This is a genomic window from Mycobacterium sp. (assembly GCF_035274705.1).
In the GTDB taxonomy this organism is placed as follows: Bacteria; Actinomycetota; Actinomycetes; order Mycobacteriales; family Mycobacteriaceae; genus Mycobacterium.
The window spans coordinates 17808-32862 of record NZ_DATENY010000112.1 but is presented as its reverse complement, the minus strand read 5'-3'; the positions used below and the strand labels follow the sequence as shown (position 1 = coordinate 32862).

Annotated in this window: 17 protein-coding genes; 8 read left to right on the top strand and 9 right to left on the bottom strand. The window is 65.3% G+C overall.

What is annotated here, in order from left to right:
• The 4 genes from VJV41_RS23690 to VJV41_RS23675 all read right to left on the bottom strand — a co-directional run.
• A partial coding sequence (locus VJV41_RS23690) for an AfsR/SARP family transcriptional regulator (protein WP_325337835.1) occupies nucleotides 1-510 on the bottom strand: 510 nt, incomplete at its 3' end.
• 191 nt (nucleotides 511-701) lie between these two features.
• Nucleotides 702-1223, bottom strand: a complete 522-nt coding sequence (locus tag VJV41_RS23685) for a DUF4333 domain-containing protein (RefSeq protein ID WP_325337834.1) — start codon at nucleotides 1221-1223, stop codon at nucleotides 702-704.
• A gap of 16 nt (nucleotides 1224-1239) precedes the next feature.
• The gene (locus VJV41_RS23680; protein ID WP_414685032.1) at nucleotides 1240-1536 is read right to left on the bottom strand and encodes a TM2 domain-containing protein; all 297 of its coding nucleotides are present in this window, start codon (nucleotides 1534-1536) and stop codon (nucleotides 1240-1242) included.
• A 114-nt stretch (nucleotides 1537-1650) separates the two neighbouring features.
• The gene (locus VJV41_RS23675; RefSeq protein ID WP_325337832.1) at nucleotides 1651-2295 is read right to left on the bottom strand and encodes a hypothetical protein; all 645 of its coding nucleotides are present in this window, start codon (nucleotides 2293-2295) and stop codon (nucleotides 1651-1653) included.
• A gap of 55 nt (nucleotides 2296-2350) precedes the next feature.
• On the opposite strand from VJV41_RS23675, the gene VJV41_RS23670 reads away from it, so the two are divergent.
• Nucleotides 2351-4384, top strand: coding sequence for a family 1 glycosylhydrolase (locus VJV41_RS23670; protein WP_325337830.1), 2034 nt, complete (start codon nucleotides 2351-2353; stop codon nucleotides 4382-4384).
• A gap of 11 nt (nucleotides 4385-4395) precedes the next feature.
• On the opposite strand, the gene VJV41_RS23665 is transcribed toward VJV41_RS23670, so the two are convergent.
• From VJV41_RS23665 to VJV41_RS23655, 3 genes are all read right to left on the bottom strand, one after another.
• Nucleotides 4396-4848 (bottom strand): VOC family protein, encoded by a 453-nt coding sequence (locus tag VJV41_RS23665; protein WP_325337829.1) that lies wholly within the window; start codon nucleotides 4846-4848, stop codon nucleotides 4396-4398.
• Nucleotides 4849-4964: 116 nt separating this feature from the next.
• The gene (locus tag VJV41_RS23660) at nucleotides 4965-5588 is read right to left on the bottom strand and encodes a maleylpyruvate isomerase N-terminal domain-containing protein (RefSeq protein WP_325337827.1); all 624 of its coding nucleotides are present in this window, start codon (nucleotides 5586-5588) and stop codon (nucleotides 4965-4967) included.
• Nucleotides 5585-6703, bottom strand: a complete 1119-nt coding sequence (locus VJV41_RS23655) for a citrate synthase 2 (RefSeq protein ID WP_325337825.1) — start codon at nucleotides 6701-6703, stop codon at nucleotides 5585-5587. Before VJV41_RS23655 ends, VJV41_RS23660 begins: the two co-directional genes overlap by 4 nt.
• A 116-nt stretch (nucleotides 6704-6819) precedes the next feature.
• Between VJV41_RS23655 and pdxH the strand changes: the two genes are divergently transcribed.
• From pdxH to VJV41_RS23625, 6 genes are all read left to right on the top strand, one after another.
• Complete coding sequence (gene pdxH, locus VJV41_RS23650; RefSeq protein WP_414685034.1) at nucleotides 6820-7476, top strand: pyridoxamine 5'-phosphate oxidase; 657 nt, start codon at nucleotides 6820-6822, stop codon at nucleotides 7474-7476.
• On the top strand, nucleotides 7476-8753 hold the full coding sequence (locus VJV41_RS23645; RefSeq protein WP_325337822.1) for an MFS transporter: 1278 nt from the start codon (nucleotides 7476-7478) through the stop codon (nucleotides 8751-8753). The genes pdxH and VJV41_RS23645 overlap by 1 nt, the downstream gene beginning before the upstream one ends.
• 69 nt (nucleotides 8754-8822) lie before the next feature.
• Entirely contained in the window at nucleotides 8823-9470 is a 648-nt protein-coding gene (locus VJV41_RS23640) for a TetR/AcrR family transcriptional regulator (RefSeq protein ID WP_325337821.1), read from the top strand.
• A 94-nt stretch (nucleotides 9471-9564) separates the two neighbouring features.
• Complete coding sequence (locus tag VJV41_RS23635; protein WP_325337820.1) at nucleotides 9565-10860, top strand: citrate synthase; 1296 nt, start codon at nucleotides 9565-9567, stop codon at nucleotides 10858-10860.
• A gap of 88 nt (nucleotides 10861-10948) precedes the next feature.
• Nucleotides 10949-12430, top strand: coding sequence for an MFS transporter (locus VJV41_RS23630; protein WP_414685031.1), 1482 nt, complete (start codon nucleotides 10949-10951; stop codon nucleotides 12428-12430).
• Nucleotides 12420-12839, top strand: a complete 420-nt coding sequence (locus VJV41_RS23625; RefSeq protein ID WP_325337819.1) for a MarR family winged helix-turn-helix transcriptional regulator — start codon at nucleotides 12420-12422, stop codon at nucleotides 12837-12839. Before VJV41_RS23630 ends, VJV41_RS23625 begins: the two co-directional genes overlap by 11 nt.
• Before the next feature lie 11 nt (nucleotides 12840-12850).
• On the opposite strand, the gene VJV41_RS23620 is transcribed toward VJV41_RS23625, so the two are convergent.
• Together VJV41_RS23620 and VJV41_RS23615 are read right to left on the bottom strand one after the other, a co-directional pair.
• The gene (locus VJV41_RS23620) at nucleotides 12851-14386 is read right to left on the bottom strand and encodes an NAD(P)/FAD-dependent oxidoreductase (RefSeq protein WP_325337817.1); all 1536 of its coding nucleotides are present in this window, start codon (nucleotides 14384-14386) and stop codon (nucleotides 12851-12853) included.
• A gap of 3 nt (nucleotides 14387-14389) precedes the next feature.
• Nucleotides 14390-14638 carry a DUF2630 family protein gene (locus tag VJV41_RS23615; protein WP_325337815.1) on the bottom strand — a complete coding sequence of 83 codons (249 nt, stop codon included), beginning with the start codon at nucleotides 14636-14638 and terminating at the stop codon, nucleotides 14390-14392.
• A 31-nt stretch (nucleotides 14639-14669) separates the two neighbouring features.
• Between VJV41_RS23615 and VJV41_RS23610 the strand changes: the two genes are divergently transcribed.
• Complete coding sequence (locus tag VJV41_RS23610; RefSeq protein ID WP_414685029.1) at nucleotides 14670-15032, top strand: FKBP-type peptidyl-prolyl cis-trans isomerase; 363 nt, start codon at nucleotides 14670-14672, stop codon at nucleotides 15030-15032.
• Nucleotides 15033-15055 lie beyond the last annotated feature (23 nt).

Genomic DNA, 15055 nt, shown 5'->3' with positions numbered 1-15055 from the left:
CTCGATCGCGGTAGTCCCCAGCGCGGTGAACCGGACGACGTCGGGTGCCGCGAAATCGCGATAGGCGAACTCGCCGAACGGATCACCGCGCCACAACGCCAATGCCTCGCCGAGCATGCCGGCGGCGCCGGCGGGATCGCTGCGGATCAGGGCGGCCCGGCCCGCAGACACGAGGGCTTCGAACTGGTGCAAATCGACCGAATCGCCGTCGAGCAGGTTCAACTGATAGCCGTGTGGGCGCGACTCCACCCGCTTGCCCTGGGCACTGTCGACTGCGGTACCTGTGTCCAGCGCTCGACGCAGATTGGTGACGTAGGAGCGAAGCGACGCCAACGCCTTCGGTGGCGGCCCGTCATCCCACACGCAATCGATGAGCCGGTCGTTGCTGACGACCGTGCCATGGTCGGCCAGCAGCACTGCCAGTACACAGCGTTGCTTCGGCCCGCCGAGCGCTGCACGCGCGCCGTCGACGCGGGCCTCGACGGCGCCCGACAGGAAGTACTCGACCATCTCACCCGACCCTCAGCAAAGGTTTTCAGTTCGGTGAGACGATACCTGCGGAGTGCAAAGTCGGCGGGCTAGGTGAATCTCCATGGGACGCAGGCCATTAACCCTGGAACTAGCTGTGTATCGACCGTCAGAACGCTGTGCACGTCTGCTGGTTACCCGTGAGAGGCTCGCTTGCGCCGTTGAACTGGGTTCTATGTGGGTTGGTCGTCGACCTTGTAGTCGAAGTTCACGTCTCCGCCCACGACGTCCGTGACCGTGACCGTCATGCCGTAGGTCTGGCCCTGATCGGTTAGCTCGCATCTCAGCGACGCGCCCGTAACGCCCTTTAGGTTATCGGGGCAGGTCACCGAATCCGGACGGTGTACTTGCTGGGCAAGGCGGTCGCTGATGGTGCTGGCGACCTGGTCCTTGTCGACCGTTTCAACCATGTCGAAGTTGGCCTTGTTGTCGGCGATGCTGGTGATCGTCACGTTGACGTTGAACGTCTGCGATTTCACCTTCATCTGGCAGTCGATCGTCGCCCCGACTTCGGCCTTGAGATCCTGCGGGCAAGTCACTGATTCGGGCTTGTTGCCGGCCGCGTCGGTCATCTTCGACGTGACCTGGCCGACTACGTCGTCCTTGCTGACGACGCTCGGTCCGCTCGAGCAGGCCGCCAGGCCGAGGGTGAGGGCACCGGCGAAGAGAACCGTCCTTGTCTTGGTTTCGAGCATCGCTGCCAACTTCTCCTCAGTCGCGGAGGGTTCGGCCCTGTGCGTCGGGCACCTTGCCGACCAGGATGAGAACAGCGTCAACCAACGGCCAGATCGCACCGATCCCGAGGGTCAGCCAAGTAACAGCAACCTGGGCGATTCCAATGGTCGTGTAGCCGAGGTAGAAGCGGCCTACGCCGAAACTTCCGAGGAAGATTCCCAGGAGCCCAGCGGTCAGCTTGCTCTTGTCGGACAGGGGACGGCCCGCCGCGTCAACTCCCGGCGACGGGGTTGGTGCCTGGCCGGCTGAATAATTCGATTGCGGTGAAGTCATGCCGGCGATGTTGCCGAACGTAGGTTGGAAACCGATTGGACCGGCCGTTGGAAACGACCGGACGTTCGCCGTGGCGCACGAGTGACGCTGGTCGACGAACTATCGCGACTTTCCCTAAATTGACACAGCCTCGGGTGCCTGCGCGTATGCAATGTGCATGAGTGCAGCGGCGTACGTCGGTCGGGTCGGGGGTTTGGCTGTGGCGCTGGGAGTCGGGGTTGCGGTGGTCACCGGGCATGGGTACGGGATCGCGTGGGCCGATACGCCCGACACGTCGTCTGCGGACTCGTCCTCATCGCAAACGCCGTCGGCGGAGTCGTCGACAAGCACTCCCGTGTCGGAATCCGCGAAATCCGCCAAGGACACCGCGTCCACCACCACCGAGCCGCCGTCCGGTTCCACAACCGTGTCGACGTCGACGGGATCGACGACCACGCAAGCACCACCCGGTGTCGTGGTGAGCACCGGCGGCGCCCACGCCAGCTCGACGACCGGCGAATCCACAGAGACCAAAGCCGACGAGAAGACCGAACCCGTCGCGCCGGCGGACACCAACAAGTCGTCCCACACGCAGGCGCAGGCCGCCACACCGTCGCCGCCCGACAGCAAGGTCGACGCCGTCGAGGTCAAAGTCGACATCGATTCGCAGCCCGCCACTGACCCTGCGCCAAAGTCCGAGTCGATGCCGGTGAGTTCCTTTACAGCGCAGACCTTTTCATCTGCAGCCGACACTGCCGCAGTAACGACGGCTGCGGTCACGCCGACCGTTCCGAGCTTGCGGCCATGGCCGACTGCCTACGATCCGCTCACGTTGGTGACCTACGTGGGCGGACTGGTGTCCAGCGTCGTCAACGCGGTCCTGGCCCCATTCGGCGCAGGCGCTCCCGCGGCGCCCACGGATCCTTCGCTGTGGACGCTGCTGGCATGGGTGCGTCGGGAGCTCTTCAACGAGTCACCGACCATCACCTACAACCCGGCGCAGAACACCCAAAGCCTCGACGCCGACGGGGACCCGGTCGTCAAAGGCAACATCGGTGCCTCCGATGCCGACGGCGACCCGCTGACCTACACCGTCATCGGCAGGCCACTGAACGGCGGAACCGTCGAGGTCGACGAGGACGGCAACTTCACCTACCGGCCCATGAACGCGATGGCCGCGGTCGGCGGGACCGATCAGTTCACGGTTGTCGTCAGCGACGAGGCCGCCGGCCTGCACGTGCATGGCCCGCTTGGGCTGCTCAAATTCGTGCCGATACTGGGCAACTTCCTCAATCCCGGTGGCGGCGACGCGGTCGCACAAACCATCACCGTCAACGTCGCGCAGGTGCCCGGCGTCGACCTGTCATTCCCGACCGACTTCCACTGGGGTGTGGCCCACGCCGGCTTCCAGGCCGAGGGTGGACCGGGTTCACCCGTCGATCCGAATTCGGATTGGTACAGGTGGGTGCACGACCCGATCAACCAGGCCCTGGGAATCACGCATGGCGTGCCGGAGAACGGACCGGGCACCTACGTCAACTACGACTCGGACGCAGCGCTGGCCGAAACCGACCTAGGCGTGAACACGTTCCGGATGAGCATCGAGTGGAGCCGAATCTTCCCGAATTCCACGGCATCCATTGACATCTCGGACGAAGGCGGCGGCGTGAGCCTCGCCGATCTGCAGGCACTGGACGCGTTGGCCAATCAGGATGAGGTCGCCCATTACCGCGACGTGTTCGCCTCGTTGCGCGCACACGGACTGGAACCGCTGATCACCGTCAACCACTTCACGCTGCCGACATGGGTGCACGACCCGATCACTGCGCGGCCCTTGATTCAGCTGGGCCTGCCGGTTGAGGCCGCCGGATGGTTGTCGCCCAGCACGCCGACCGAATTCGAGAAGTACGCCGCATACGTGGCGTGGAAGTACGGAGATCAGGTCGACAACTGGGCGACGCTCAACGAGCCGTTCCCTCCTGTGCTGACCGAGTTCCTCGCCATTCCGGGTCTGCTGCCGAACTGGCCGCCCGGCGTGATCCGGCCCGACCTGGCGTCGACCTTCCTCGTCAACGAGGCCAAGGGGCACGTCGCCGCATACGACGAGATCCACAAGTGGGACACGACGGTCGCAACGGCGGGTCAGCCCGCGGCGTTCGTCGGGTTCACCAACAACATGATCCCGGCGCGGCCGGCCAACCCGGTGAGCCCGCTGGACGCGCAGGCGGCTGACGCGTGGAACAGCTACTACAACCGCTGGTTCCCGAACGCGGTCATCGACGGCTGGGTCGACGCCAACTTCGACGGCGTCAAACAGGCCGGCGAGGTGCACCCCGAGTTCACGAACAAGGTCGACTACATGGGCGTGCAGTACTACGGCTCACAACCGATGCAGGGCTTCGGCTTCGCGCCGATCCCGGGATTCCCGTTCCTGCAAGGCTTGCCGGTGCGGTGCTCGGCCGATTCGCCGACATGCAGCGACTTCAACCAGCCGACCGATCCGGGTGGGTTCCGCGAGGTTCTCGACGTCGCGGCGTCGTACGGAAAGCCGTTGTGGGTGACCGAGAACGGCATCGCCGACGACGACGATTCGAAGCGGCCGTCCTACATCGTCAACCACATCGCGGTCGTACAAGACCAGATCGCGCACGGCATGGATATTCGCGGCTACACCTACTGGTCATTCGTCGACAATCTCGAGTGGTCCAACGGGTACGACCTCGAGTTCGGGCTCTACGGATCCGACCCGACGACACCCGAACTCGAGCGCACCCCGAGGACGGCCAGTATTTCGGCGATAAAGCAGATCACGACCGCCAACGGGTTACCCGTGGAGCTGCTCGGGACCTACATCCCGAACATCGTGTAGGAGCTGCTGCCTTACTGCATCTGTTTCGTCGCCTCGGCGATTTCCTCCATGCTGACCTCGCGCACCGGCTGGCCCAGCGACCACTGGTGGCCGAACGGGTCACGCACAACGCCGTAGCGATCACCCCAGAACTGATCTTCCAGCGGAGCGACCACGGTGGCGCCGGCATCGAGTGCCTGCTGGAACTTCGCATCGACGTCGGTGACCGTGAGGTGGATGGTGACCGGTGTGCCGCCCAACGCGGTCGGTGTGGACGACTTGCCCTCGTTGTATTCGGGGAAGTCGTCGTTGAGCAACACCGTCGACCCGTTGATCTGGAGCGCGGCATGAATCAGCTTGCTGTCGGGCCCGGGAACCCGGCCCAGCTCAACGGCATCGAACGCCTTGACGTAGAAGTCGATCGCCGCGGCGGCGCCGTCGACACACAGGTGCGGGGACAGGGCGGGCTGCACTTCAATGGCCATGATGATCTCCTCGTTGGTGGATATGACCCGATGGGCTCCCCCGTATAGACCACGCTGAGGGGCGAATCTCATCGGCAAGGCCCATGCAACACCACGGCACCGACAAGAAGATGAACTCAGACAGCCGAGAACGACGCGGGCAGCTCACTGCGGCCGGTCAACGCCAGCAGCACCGTCTGGCCGTGGCCCTGCACGGCGGCGATGCGCGCCGCCAACGCCGTCGCCTCCTCGACGACATCGGCCGGCAATTCGAGTGGAATGTCAACGGCGCGAGCAATATCCAGCCCATGCACGGCCAGCTCGAACGTCCGGGTCGGCAAATAGTTGTGCAGCCGGATCCCCGCCCCGCCGATGACCGCGATCAACGGATCACCGCTGTCCGCGAGATCCGAGAGTGCCCGCGAAACCAGGCCGTCGATCATGTCGCCCGGGCGGTCTCCAAGGTCGCGGCCGGCTTGACGGCCGCGCTCCACGATCCCCGCCGGATCGATGCCGAGGGTCGAGGGATTCACCCGCGCGTAGTACTCCTGCGGCGTGGTGATGTCTTCGCGTTCGGCGGCCGTCTGGAGGTAGGTGCTGACCGTGATCAGCGACCGCGACGCGTGGCCCACCAGGGAGCGCAGATCCCAGTCGTCGAGGCCGGGCCCATCCCACGCTGTCGCCGGGATGCGGTGCACGAGATCCGCGAAACTCCTTGCCGCCGAGGCAAATGTCGCGACGGGGTCGGAAGGCGCAGTCACGACTTGACGGCTTGGTCCCAACCCTCGACTGCCTCGGGGCTGCGCGGTGCCGGACCGACATAAATGGCCGCGGGGCGAACCAGCTTGCCGAGCCTCTTCTGCTCGAGGATGTGCGCGCTCCAGCCGGCGGTGCGCCCGCAGGTGAACATGGCCGGCATCATCTTGACCGGCACCTGGGCGAAGTCCAGGATGACAGCTGCCCAGAACTCGACGTTGGTCTCGATCGCGCGGTCCGGGCGCCGTTCGCGGAGTTCGGCCAGCGCGGCCTGCTCCAGCGCGGCGGCAACTTCGTAGCGCGGCGCTTCCAGCCGCTTGGCGGTGGCGCGAAGCACCCGGGCCCGCGGATCCTCCGCCCGGTACACGCGGTGACCGAAGCCCATCAGCTTCTCGTTGCGGTCCAGGATGCCCTTGACCACCGCGCGCGCGTCGCCCGTCTGCTCGGCTTCCTCGATCATCGGGATCACCCGCGCCGGGGCGCCGCCGTGAAGCGGGCCGCTCATCGCGCCGATGGCGCCCGACAGCGCGGCCGCGACATCGGCACCGGTGGACGCGATCACCCGCGCGGTGAACGTCGAGGCGTTCATGCCGTGCTCGGCCGCCGTCACCCAGTACGCGTCGATGGCCTCGACGTGCTTGGGGTCGGGGTCGCCTTGCCATCGCGTCATGAATCGCGCTGTCACGGTCGAACACTCGTCGATCTTGCGCTGCGGTACAGCGGGCTGGTAGATGCCGCGCGCGGACTGCGCCACATACGACAGGGCCATCACCGACGCCCGCGCCAGCTGCTCGCGGGCGGTCTGGTCATCGATATCGAGGAGCGGCTGATATCCCCAGATCGGCGCCAGCATGGGCAGCCCCGCCTGCACGTCGACGCGGACGTCGCCGCTGTGGATGGGCAACGGGAAAGGCTCGGCGGGCGGCAGGCTGTGACCGAACTTGCCGTCGACCAGCAGCGCCCACACGTCCCCGAAGGTGACCTGCTGGTTGACCAGATCTTCGATGTCGACGCCGCGATACCGCAGCGCTCCGCCGTCCTTGTCTGGTTCGGCGATCTCGGTGGTGAAGGCCACGACGCCTTCGAGACCCTCGACAAAGTCTTCCGGTACAGCAGTCATGGGCCGATTCTCGCACCCTGCTTCCGCGCACTGTCTATCGGTCGGTAACCAACGGGCGAACAGCCGGAGCGTAGCGTGATCGCGTGGCAACTCGCGATGACGAACACCTGGCGAGGATGCGGGTCGAGTACGGGTCCGTCGAGAAGGATGGCAGCCCTGACCTGGATGCCGATTGGCTTGCCGATGGCTGGGTTGTGCTGCTGCGCAAGTGGTTAGCCGACGCCGAGCGCGCCGGTGTGGCCGAACCGAACGCGATGGTGGTGGGAACGGTCGACGAGCGGGGAAGGCCGATGACCCGCACCGTGTTGTGCAAGAGCGTGGACGGCACCGGCATCACTTTCTTCACCAATTACGACTCGGCCAAGGGCGAGGACCTGGCGGCCAATCCGTACGCGTCGGCGACATTCCCTTGGTTTCTGCTGGGCCGTCAGGTCCACGTGCGCGGGCCGGTGACGAAGGTGTCGGCCGAGGCGACCACCGACTACTGGTCCAAACGGCCCCGCGGTTCCCAGCTCGGTGCGTGGGCGTCACAGCAGTCAAAACCGATTGCCTCGCGAGCTGCGCTGCTGGAACAGTTGGCCGACGTGACAGAACGATTCGCCGACGTCGAGGATGTGCCGGTGCCGCCGAATTGGGGTGGGTACCTGATCGCGCCGGAGGTCGTCGAGTTCTGGCAGGGCCGGGAGAACCGGGTGCACAACAGGATTCGCGTGCATTTCGAAGCCGGCGAGCCGGCATCACAACCGAGCCGCGTCGAGCGGCTCCAGCCGTAGTGCGGAAGTTCTTCGCCGACACCACGCCGCTGCGCGCACCGGATTTCCGGCGGTTGTGGCTGGCCGGCATCGTCACCGTCATCGGCGGCAACCTGACGATCTTCGCCGTGCCGGTGCAGCTCTACGCGCTCACCCAGAACTCGGCCTACGTCGGGCTCGCGGGCATCTTCGCGCTCGTGCCCCTCATCGTGTTCGGGCTATGGGGTGGCGCATGGGCTGACGCGATGGACCGGCGGCTGCTGCTGATCATCGCGTCGTGCGGGCTGGCCGTGGCATCGGTGCTGCTGTGGTTGCAGGCCGCGCTGTCGCTCAACAACGTTTGGGTGGTGCTGTGTCTGCTGTCGGTGCAGCAGGCTTTTTATGCGATCAACAGCCCCACCCGGGCGGCAGCGATACCGCGCATGATTCCCGGCGACCAGCTGGCGGCCGCCAATTCGCTGAACATGACCGTCATGCAGTTCGGCGCCATCGTCGGGCCGCTGCTGGCCGGCGTGATGCTGCGCTGGGTCGATCTGTCCACGCTCTATCTGATCGACGCCGTCACGTGCATCGCGCCGATATGGGCGACGTTCCGCCTCGCGCCGATGCCGCCCACCAATGGCGGGCAGGGGCAATCCGGTTGGGGATTCGCTGCGGTGCTGGACGGCTTTCGCTACCTGGCCGGAAACCAGGTGGTGTTGATGTCGTTCGTCGTCGATCTGATCGCGATGATCTTCGGCATGCCGCGGGCGCTTTTCCCGGAAATGGCGCATCTCAGTTTCGGAGGTCCCATCGAGGGCGGCACCACGATGGCGCTGCTGGCCGCCGCGATGTCGGCGGGTGCTGTCGCGGGCGGGGTGTTCTCGGGCTGGCTACCGCGGATCCGCCGCCAAGGCTTGGCCGTGGTGGTCGCGATCGTGGTGTGGGGCATGGCGATGATCGGTTTCGGTGTGGCCGGCGGACTGGCGCATGGAACGGCCGGAACGGTGTTCTGGATTGCGTTGGCGTTCTTGGCCATTGGTGGTGGCGCGGATATGGTGTCGGCGGCGTTTCGGTCAACGATCCTGCAACAGGCGGCGTCCGACGACTTGCGCGGCCGGTTGCAAGGAGTGTTCACGGTCGTCGTTGCGGGTGGCCCCCGGCTCGCCGACGCCGTACACGGCGCGGGCGCTGCCGCGGTGGGCACCACAGTGGCAGCGGCGGGCGGTGGCGTCTTGGTGGTGGTCGGTGTGGTCATCGCCGCACTGGTCGTGCCGGCATTCGTGCGTTACAGGGTGGCCGAAGGTGACAAAGTGTGAGCAACGCCAAATGTCTGGCCTTGCCAGTTTCTAATTCAATTCATAACTTGCCGCGTTAGGCTCCGAAATGTGGCTGAAGTAAGGGGGGAGCCGGCGCTCGGCCTGCGTGAACGCAAGAAACAGCGCACCCGCGCCACGCTGGTGGACGCAGCCGTCGAGCTGTGCAACCGTCAAGGATTCGAGCGCACGACCGTCGACCAGATCGCTGCGGTCGCCGACGTCTCACCGCGCACGTTCAGCCGCTACTTCGCCACCAAAGAGGCCGTAATGCTGGCGCTGATCGACGATACCGTCGAGTTGGCCGCCGCCGAACTGGAACGCCAGCCAGCCGATATCAACCACCTCGAAGCGCTGTATCGGGCGTATGTGGGCATGTACCGCAGCACCAAGACAGCTCCGGCGAATGGACTGACGCCCGAGCGACTCCTCGCGGCCGTGCGGATCATCATGTCTTCGCCTGCACTGCGCCAGGCCTCCTCGGAATTTCGGCCCCACCCGGCGAACATGGCGCTGGCCAAACGGATTGGAGTCGCGGTCGAGGATCAGCGAGTGAAACTGATCTCCACTGTGTGGGCGGCCATCATCATGACGGCCCAGGACGACCTGGGAGCGAACACCGATTGGGAAAATCTGACCATCGATGAGCTGGTCGCCCGTGTGGACAGCGCGTACTCGCAGTTCGTGGACGTAATCGAGGACGTTCGGCAGCCGGTCTGAGCAACTGACCGCCCCCCCGCGGGCACGACTGCGCCGATGCGACTACCTTTTGTAGGGCAGACTCCGCATTCCTTGCAACGAAGAAGGGATCCCCGTGGCCGAAAAGGATGAGCACGCCACTCTCAAATACCCTGGTGGCGAGCTTGACTTGGACGTCGTCCACGCTACCGAAGGTGCTGACGGCTTCGCGCTGGGTTCGTTGCTGGCCAAGACCGGCTATACGACATTTGACGAAGGCTTCGTCAACACGGCCTCGACCAAGAGCGCCATCACATACATCGACGGCGACGCCGGGATTTTGCGCTACCGCGGTTACCCGATCGAGCAGCTGGCCGAGAAGTCGAATTTCATCGAGGTCAGCTACCTGCTGATCTACGGTGAGCTGCCGACCAAGGACCAGCTCGAAAAGTTCACTCACCAGATCCAGCGGCACACGCTGCTGCACGAGGACCTGAAGCGGTTCTTCGATGGTTTCCCGCGCAACGCGCACCCGATGCCAGTGGTGTCCAGCGCGGTGAACGCGTTGTCCGCGTACTACCAGGATTCGCTCGACCCGTTCGATGACGAGCAGGTCGAACTGTCGACCATCCGGCTGCTGGCCAAGCTGCCGACGATCGCGGCGTATGCGTACAAGAAGTCGGTCGGGCAGCCGTTCCTGTATCCGGACAACTCGCTGAGCCTGGTGGAGAACTTCCTGCGGATGACGTTCGGATTTCCCGCCGAGCCGTACGAGGTGGACCCCGAGATCGTGCGGGCCTTGGATCTGCTGCTGATCCTGCACGCCGACCACGAGCAGAACTGCTCGACGTCGACCGTGCGGCTGGTCGGTTCGTCGCAGGCCAACTTGTTCACCTCGATCTCGGGCGGCATCAACGCCTTGTGGGGCCCGCTGCACGGCGGCGCGAACCAGGCGGTGCTGGAGATGCTCGAGAAGATCCGGCAGGCCGACGGCGACGTGCACGACTTCGTCAAGAAGGTCAAGAACAAGGAAGACAACGTCAAGCTGATGGGCTTCGGCCACCGGGTCTACAAGAACTACGACCCGCGGGCACGCATCGTCAAAGAGCAGGCCGACAAGATCCTCGGCAAGCTCGGCGGCGACGACGAGCTGCTGGACATTGCCAAGGCATTGGAAGAGGTCGCGCTGACCGACGACTTCTTCATCGAGCGCAAGCTGTACCCGAACGTCGACTTCTACACGGGCGTGATCTACCGCGCGATGGGCTTCCCGACCCGGATGTTCACCGTGCTGTTCTCGGTCGGGCGGCTGCCCGGCTGGATCGCGCACTGGCGTGAGATGCACGAGGACGGCAGCGGCAAGATCGGCCGTCCGCGCCAGATCTACACGGGGTACACCGAGCGCGACTACGCCGCCATCGACGGCCGATAACCCCTTCCCCGCGTGGGCCCACGCGCTGTCGTGAGCGCCACCGGAATGCGCCTTGCATGGCAGACAGTTGTAGTTTCACAATGGTTGTGTGGATGAAACTGTCGTCCGGTCGTTCCCAGCTTCGCGGGGGCACCTGAGTGCTCGGCGCAAGGCCATCATCTTGGTGTCCTGCTGCCTGAGCCTGCTGATCGTGTCGATGGACGCGACGATCGTCAACGTCGCCATTCCGAACATCCGGGCCGACCTGCATGCGACGGCGTCGCAACTGCAGTGGGTGATCGACATCTACACGCTGGTGCTGGCGTCGCTGCTGCTGCTCTCCGGCGCGACCGCAGACCGGTTCGGGCGCAGGCGCATGTTTCAGATCGGGTTGATCGTCTTCGCGCTCGGCTCGTTGCTGTGCAGCCTGTCGCCCAACATTCAGATGCTGATCCTCGCGCGCATGCTGCAGGCCATCGGGGGCTCGATGCTGAACCCGGTCGCGATGTCGATCATCACGCAAGTGTTCACCGGCCGGGTCGAACGCGCCCGCGCTATCGGTGTGTGGGGCGGCGTCGTCGGCATCTCCATGGCGCTCGGTCCAATCGTCGGCGGAGCGCTGATCGAGCTCGTCAACTGGCGAGTCGTCTTCTGGATCAACCTGCCGATCTGTGCGGCCGCGATCCTGTTGACGGCCATCTTCGTTCCCGAATCCCGGTCGGTGACGATGCGCGACGTGGACCCAGTGGGGCAGGGGCTGGGCATGGCATTCCTGTTCGGCGCCGTATACGTGTTGATCGAAGGTCCCGTAAGGGGTTGGACCGATCCCCGCATCGTTGCGGTGGCTGTCGTCGCTGTAGTGGCCTTTGTGGGCTTCTTGCGCTACGAGTCGCGCCGCCGCGATCCCTTCATTGACCTGCGCTTCTTCCGCAGCATCCCGTTCGCGTCAGCGACGATGATCGCGGTGTGTGCGTTCGCGGCGTGGGGTGCATTCCTGTTCGTCATGTCGCTGTATCTGCAGAGCGAACGGGGCTTTTCGGCGATGCACACCGGCCTGATCTACTTGCCCGTTGCGGTTGGCGCGCTGATCTTTTCGCCACTATCGGGTCGGCTGGTCGGCCGCTTCGGCAGTCGGCCGTCGCTACTGATTGCCGGCACTCTGATCACCGGGGCGACATTGATGCTCACCCGGCTGACTGCGACCACCGCTGTGTGGCAGCTGCTGGCGATCTTCGCCGTCTTCGGTATCGGCTTCTCGATGGTTAATGCACCGATCACCAACGCGGCGGTCAGCGGCATGCCGACGGACCGGGCCGGCGCCGCCTCAGCGGTGGCCTCAACCAGCCGCCAGATCGGCGTGAGCGTCGGTGTGGCGCTGTGCGGTTCGGTGGTGGGATCGGCGTTGGCCACGACAGGCGTGGATTTTGCTGTCGCGGCCAGGGCGCTCTGGCTGATCTGTGCGGGACTGGGTGTGGTGATCCTCGCTCTCGCTGTTTTCTCCACGTCGGCGCGGGCACTGCGCTCCGCGGAGCGGCTCGCCCCGCTGGTGGCCGGGCCGAATGTGCGATTCGAGGGCGCCGATGTCAAGTAGTGGTCTGGCCGACGAGGTTTGGCGGGCGATCGCCTCGCTGGTGATCGACAACCGGGACGGGTGGAAGCGCGCGGTCGTCGAACAGACAGGCCTGCCGTTCAGCAGGATTCGCATCCTCAAGCGGCTGAGTCGGCAATCGATGACCGTCAAGCAGTTGGCGCACGCCGCGACCATCGATGCGCCTGCGGCCACAGTCGCGGTCAACGACTTAGAAGGTCGTGGGCTCGTCGTGCGCGAAATTGATCCCACCAATCGCCGCTGCAAAGTTGTATCGCTGACCGATGCCGGTCGCGAGATCGTCCGCACGATCGATGCGATCGACGATCCAGCGCCCGATGTCCTGGTCGCGCTCGACGAGGCCGAACTGAAGCAACTGCGGGCGATTCTGGCCAAGCTCGGCGCTAGTTAGCGCGCGAGCGGTTAACTCTGCAGCACCGCCATCGCCGCGTTGTGCCCGCCGATACCCGATACGGCCCCGCCTCGTCGAGATCCCGAGCCGCACAGCAGGATTCGGTCGTGCGCGGTCGCCACGCCCCAGCGCCGCGCCGGTGTGTCCAAAGGTTCGTCGTTCTCGGCGAACGGCCACGACAACGCCCCATGGAAAATGTTGCCGCCCGTCATGCCCAGCGACCGCTCCAGGTCCGCCGTCGTCTTGGCCTCGATGCACAACCGGCCTGACGCATCTTCCATCAACACATCTTGAATAGGCTCGGCCAGAACCGAATTCAGCGACTGAAGCACCGCTGACGTGAGCGAGTCACGCATGCGGTCTAGGTCGGATGACGCGATCAGTCGGTGCGGTGTGTGCAGCCCGAATATGGTCAACGTCTGTGCACCCTCGTCGCGCAATCGCTCCGACAGGATCGTCGGGTCGGTCAGCGAATGACAGTAGATCTCGCACGGCAGCGGATCTGGAACCACGCCGTGCTCGGCGCGGGTGTAGGCCGTATCGAGTTGGCTGAACGTCTCGTTGATGTGAAACGTGCCGCCGAACGCCTGCTCCGGTGTCACGGTGTCGTCGCGCAGTTGCGGCAATCGCCGGAGCATCAGGTTGACCTTCACCTGCGCTCCCTGTGCCAGCTCAGGGTCCGGTTCGCCAACCAGACGCGCCAGTACCGCCGGGGTGACATTGGCCAACACGTAATCGGCATGCACCCGATGGTCGATATCGCCGTGGCGGTACCGCACCTCGCCATCCGGCGTGATGGCGTAAACCTCTGCGCCCGTGATGATTTCAGCGCCATATCCGGCTGCCGCGGCGGCCAGTGCACCGCTGACCGCCCCCATGCCGCCGATCGGGACATCCCAGTCGCCTGTGCCGCCACCGAGCAGGTGGTAAAGGAAGCACACGTTCTGACGCAACGACGAATCGTCGGTGCGGGCGAACGTGCCGATCAACGCGTCGGTCGCCATCACACCGCGCACGAGGTCGCTTCCGACTGCCGTGGTGATCGCATGCCCGATCGGCTCGTCGACCATCAACCGCCACGTGGCGTCATCGCCGACATGCCGTCGCGCCTCATCGCGCGTGCACAGTGGCTGGGTCAGTGTCGGCCACAGCCGCGACGTCAAAATGCCGCAGCGGCGGTAGAACTCGGTGAACCCGGCCTCGTCGTCCGCCGCGCCGATGGCTGCAAACGTGGACTGCGGCCCGATCAACAGACCAGTCCGCCCGGCCGTCGCGGGATCGGGCGTGTAGGACGAGTAACGGCGCCGCACCAGCCGCACTCGCGCACCGAGATCGTCGACGATGCGCCGCGGCAGCAAGCTGACCAGATACGAGTAGCGCGACAACCGCGCGTCCACGCCGTCGAATGCGTGCGCGGACACCGCGGCGCCGCCGACATGGTCCAGCCGCTCCAGCACCTGCACCCGGCGTCCGGCGCGGGCAAGGTAGGCCGCGGCGACGAGACCGTTGTGCCCGCCGCCGACGATGACGACGTCGGGCTCTGTCACCGCTCAGCCAAGGTAGCCCTCGACCTCGTCGGCCGGGCGTACCCGGGCCTCGCGGGGATCGCCGCCGGTCTCGCGCAGTGCCCGGCGCTGCCGAAGCAGATCCCAGCACTGGTCGAGCGCCACTTCGATCGCACGCAATCGCTGGTGTTCATCGGATTCGTCGATCTCATGCTGCTGCAGCTGGCTCCGCAGCTCCTGTTCCTCGGCGACCAACTTGTTCACCTGAGCGAGAATGTCTTCGTCCCTAGCCACGACTCCAGTCTGCCCGACTAGCGTGAGCGCGGTGACTACGAAGCCAGAGATCGAGTTTCCCGACGGACCCGCCCCCACCGACCTCGTGATCAAAGACCTGGTCGTCGGCGACGGAGCCGAAGCAGTACCGGGCGGCACCGTCGAGGTGCACTACGTCGGCATCGAGTACGACACCGGCGAGGAGTTCGACAGCTCCTGGAACCGCGGCGAGTCCATCGAGTTCCCGTTGCGCGGACTCATCCAGGGCTGGCAGGACGGCATCCCCGGCATGAAGGTCGGCGGCAGGCGCCAGCTCGTCATCCCGCCCGAACAGGCTTACGGCCCGGCCGGCGGCGGGCATCGCCTGTCCGGCAAGACGCTGATCTTCGTCATCGACCTGCTGGCCACCCGCTAACCTGCGCGAGCAGACGCAAAACT

Excerpts from the sequence above, each read along its gene's own strand:
- VJV41_RS23685 (WP_325337834.1), bottom strand. The coding sequence starts at position 1,223 with ATGCTCGAAACCAAGACAAGGACGGTTCTCTTCGCCGGTGCCCTCACC.
- VJV41_RS23680 (WP_414685032.1), bottom strand. The coding sequence starts at position 1,536 with ATGACTTCACCGCAATCGAATTATTCAGCCGGCCAGGCACCAACCCCG.
- VJV41_RS23665 (WP_325337829.1), bottom strand. The coding sequence starts at position 4,848 with ATGGCCATTGAAGTGCAGCCCGCCCTGTCCCCGCACCTGTGTGTCGAC.
- VJV41_RS23655 (WP_325337825.1), bottom strand. The coding sequence starts at position 6,703 with ATGACTGCTGTACCGGAAGACTTTGTCGAGGGTCTCGAAGGCGTCGTG.
- pdxH (WP_414685034.1), top strand. The coding sequence starts at position 6,820 with ATGCGGGTCGAGTACGGGTCCGTCGAGAAGGATGGCAGCCCTGACCTG.
- VJV41_RS23625 (WP_325337819.1), top strand. The coding sequence starts at position 12,420 with ATGTCAAGTAGTGGTCTGGCCGACGAGGTTTGGCGGGCGATCGCCTCG.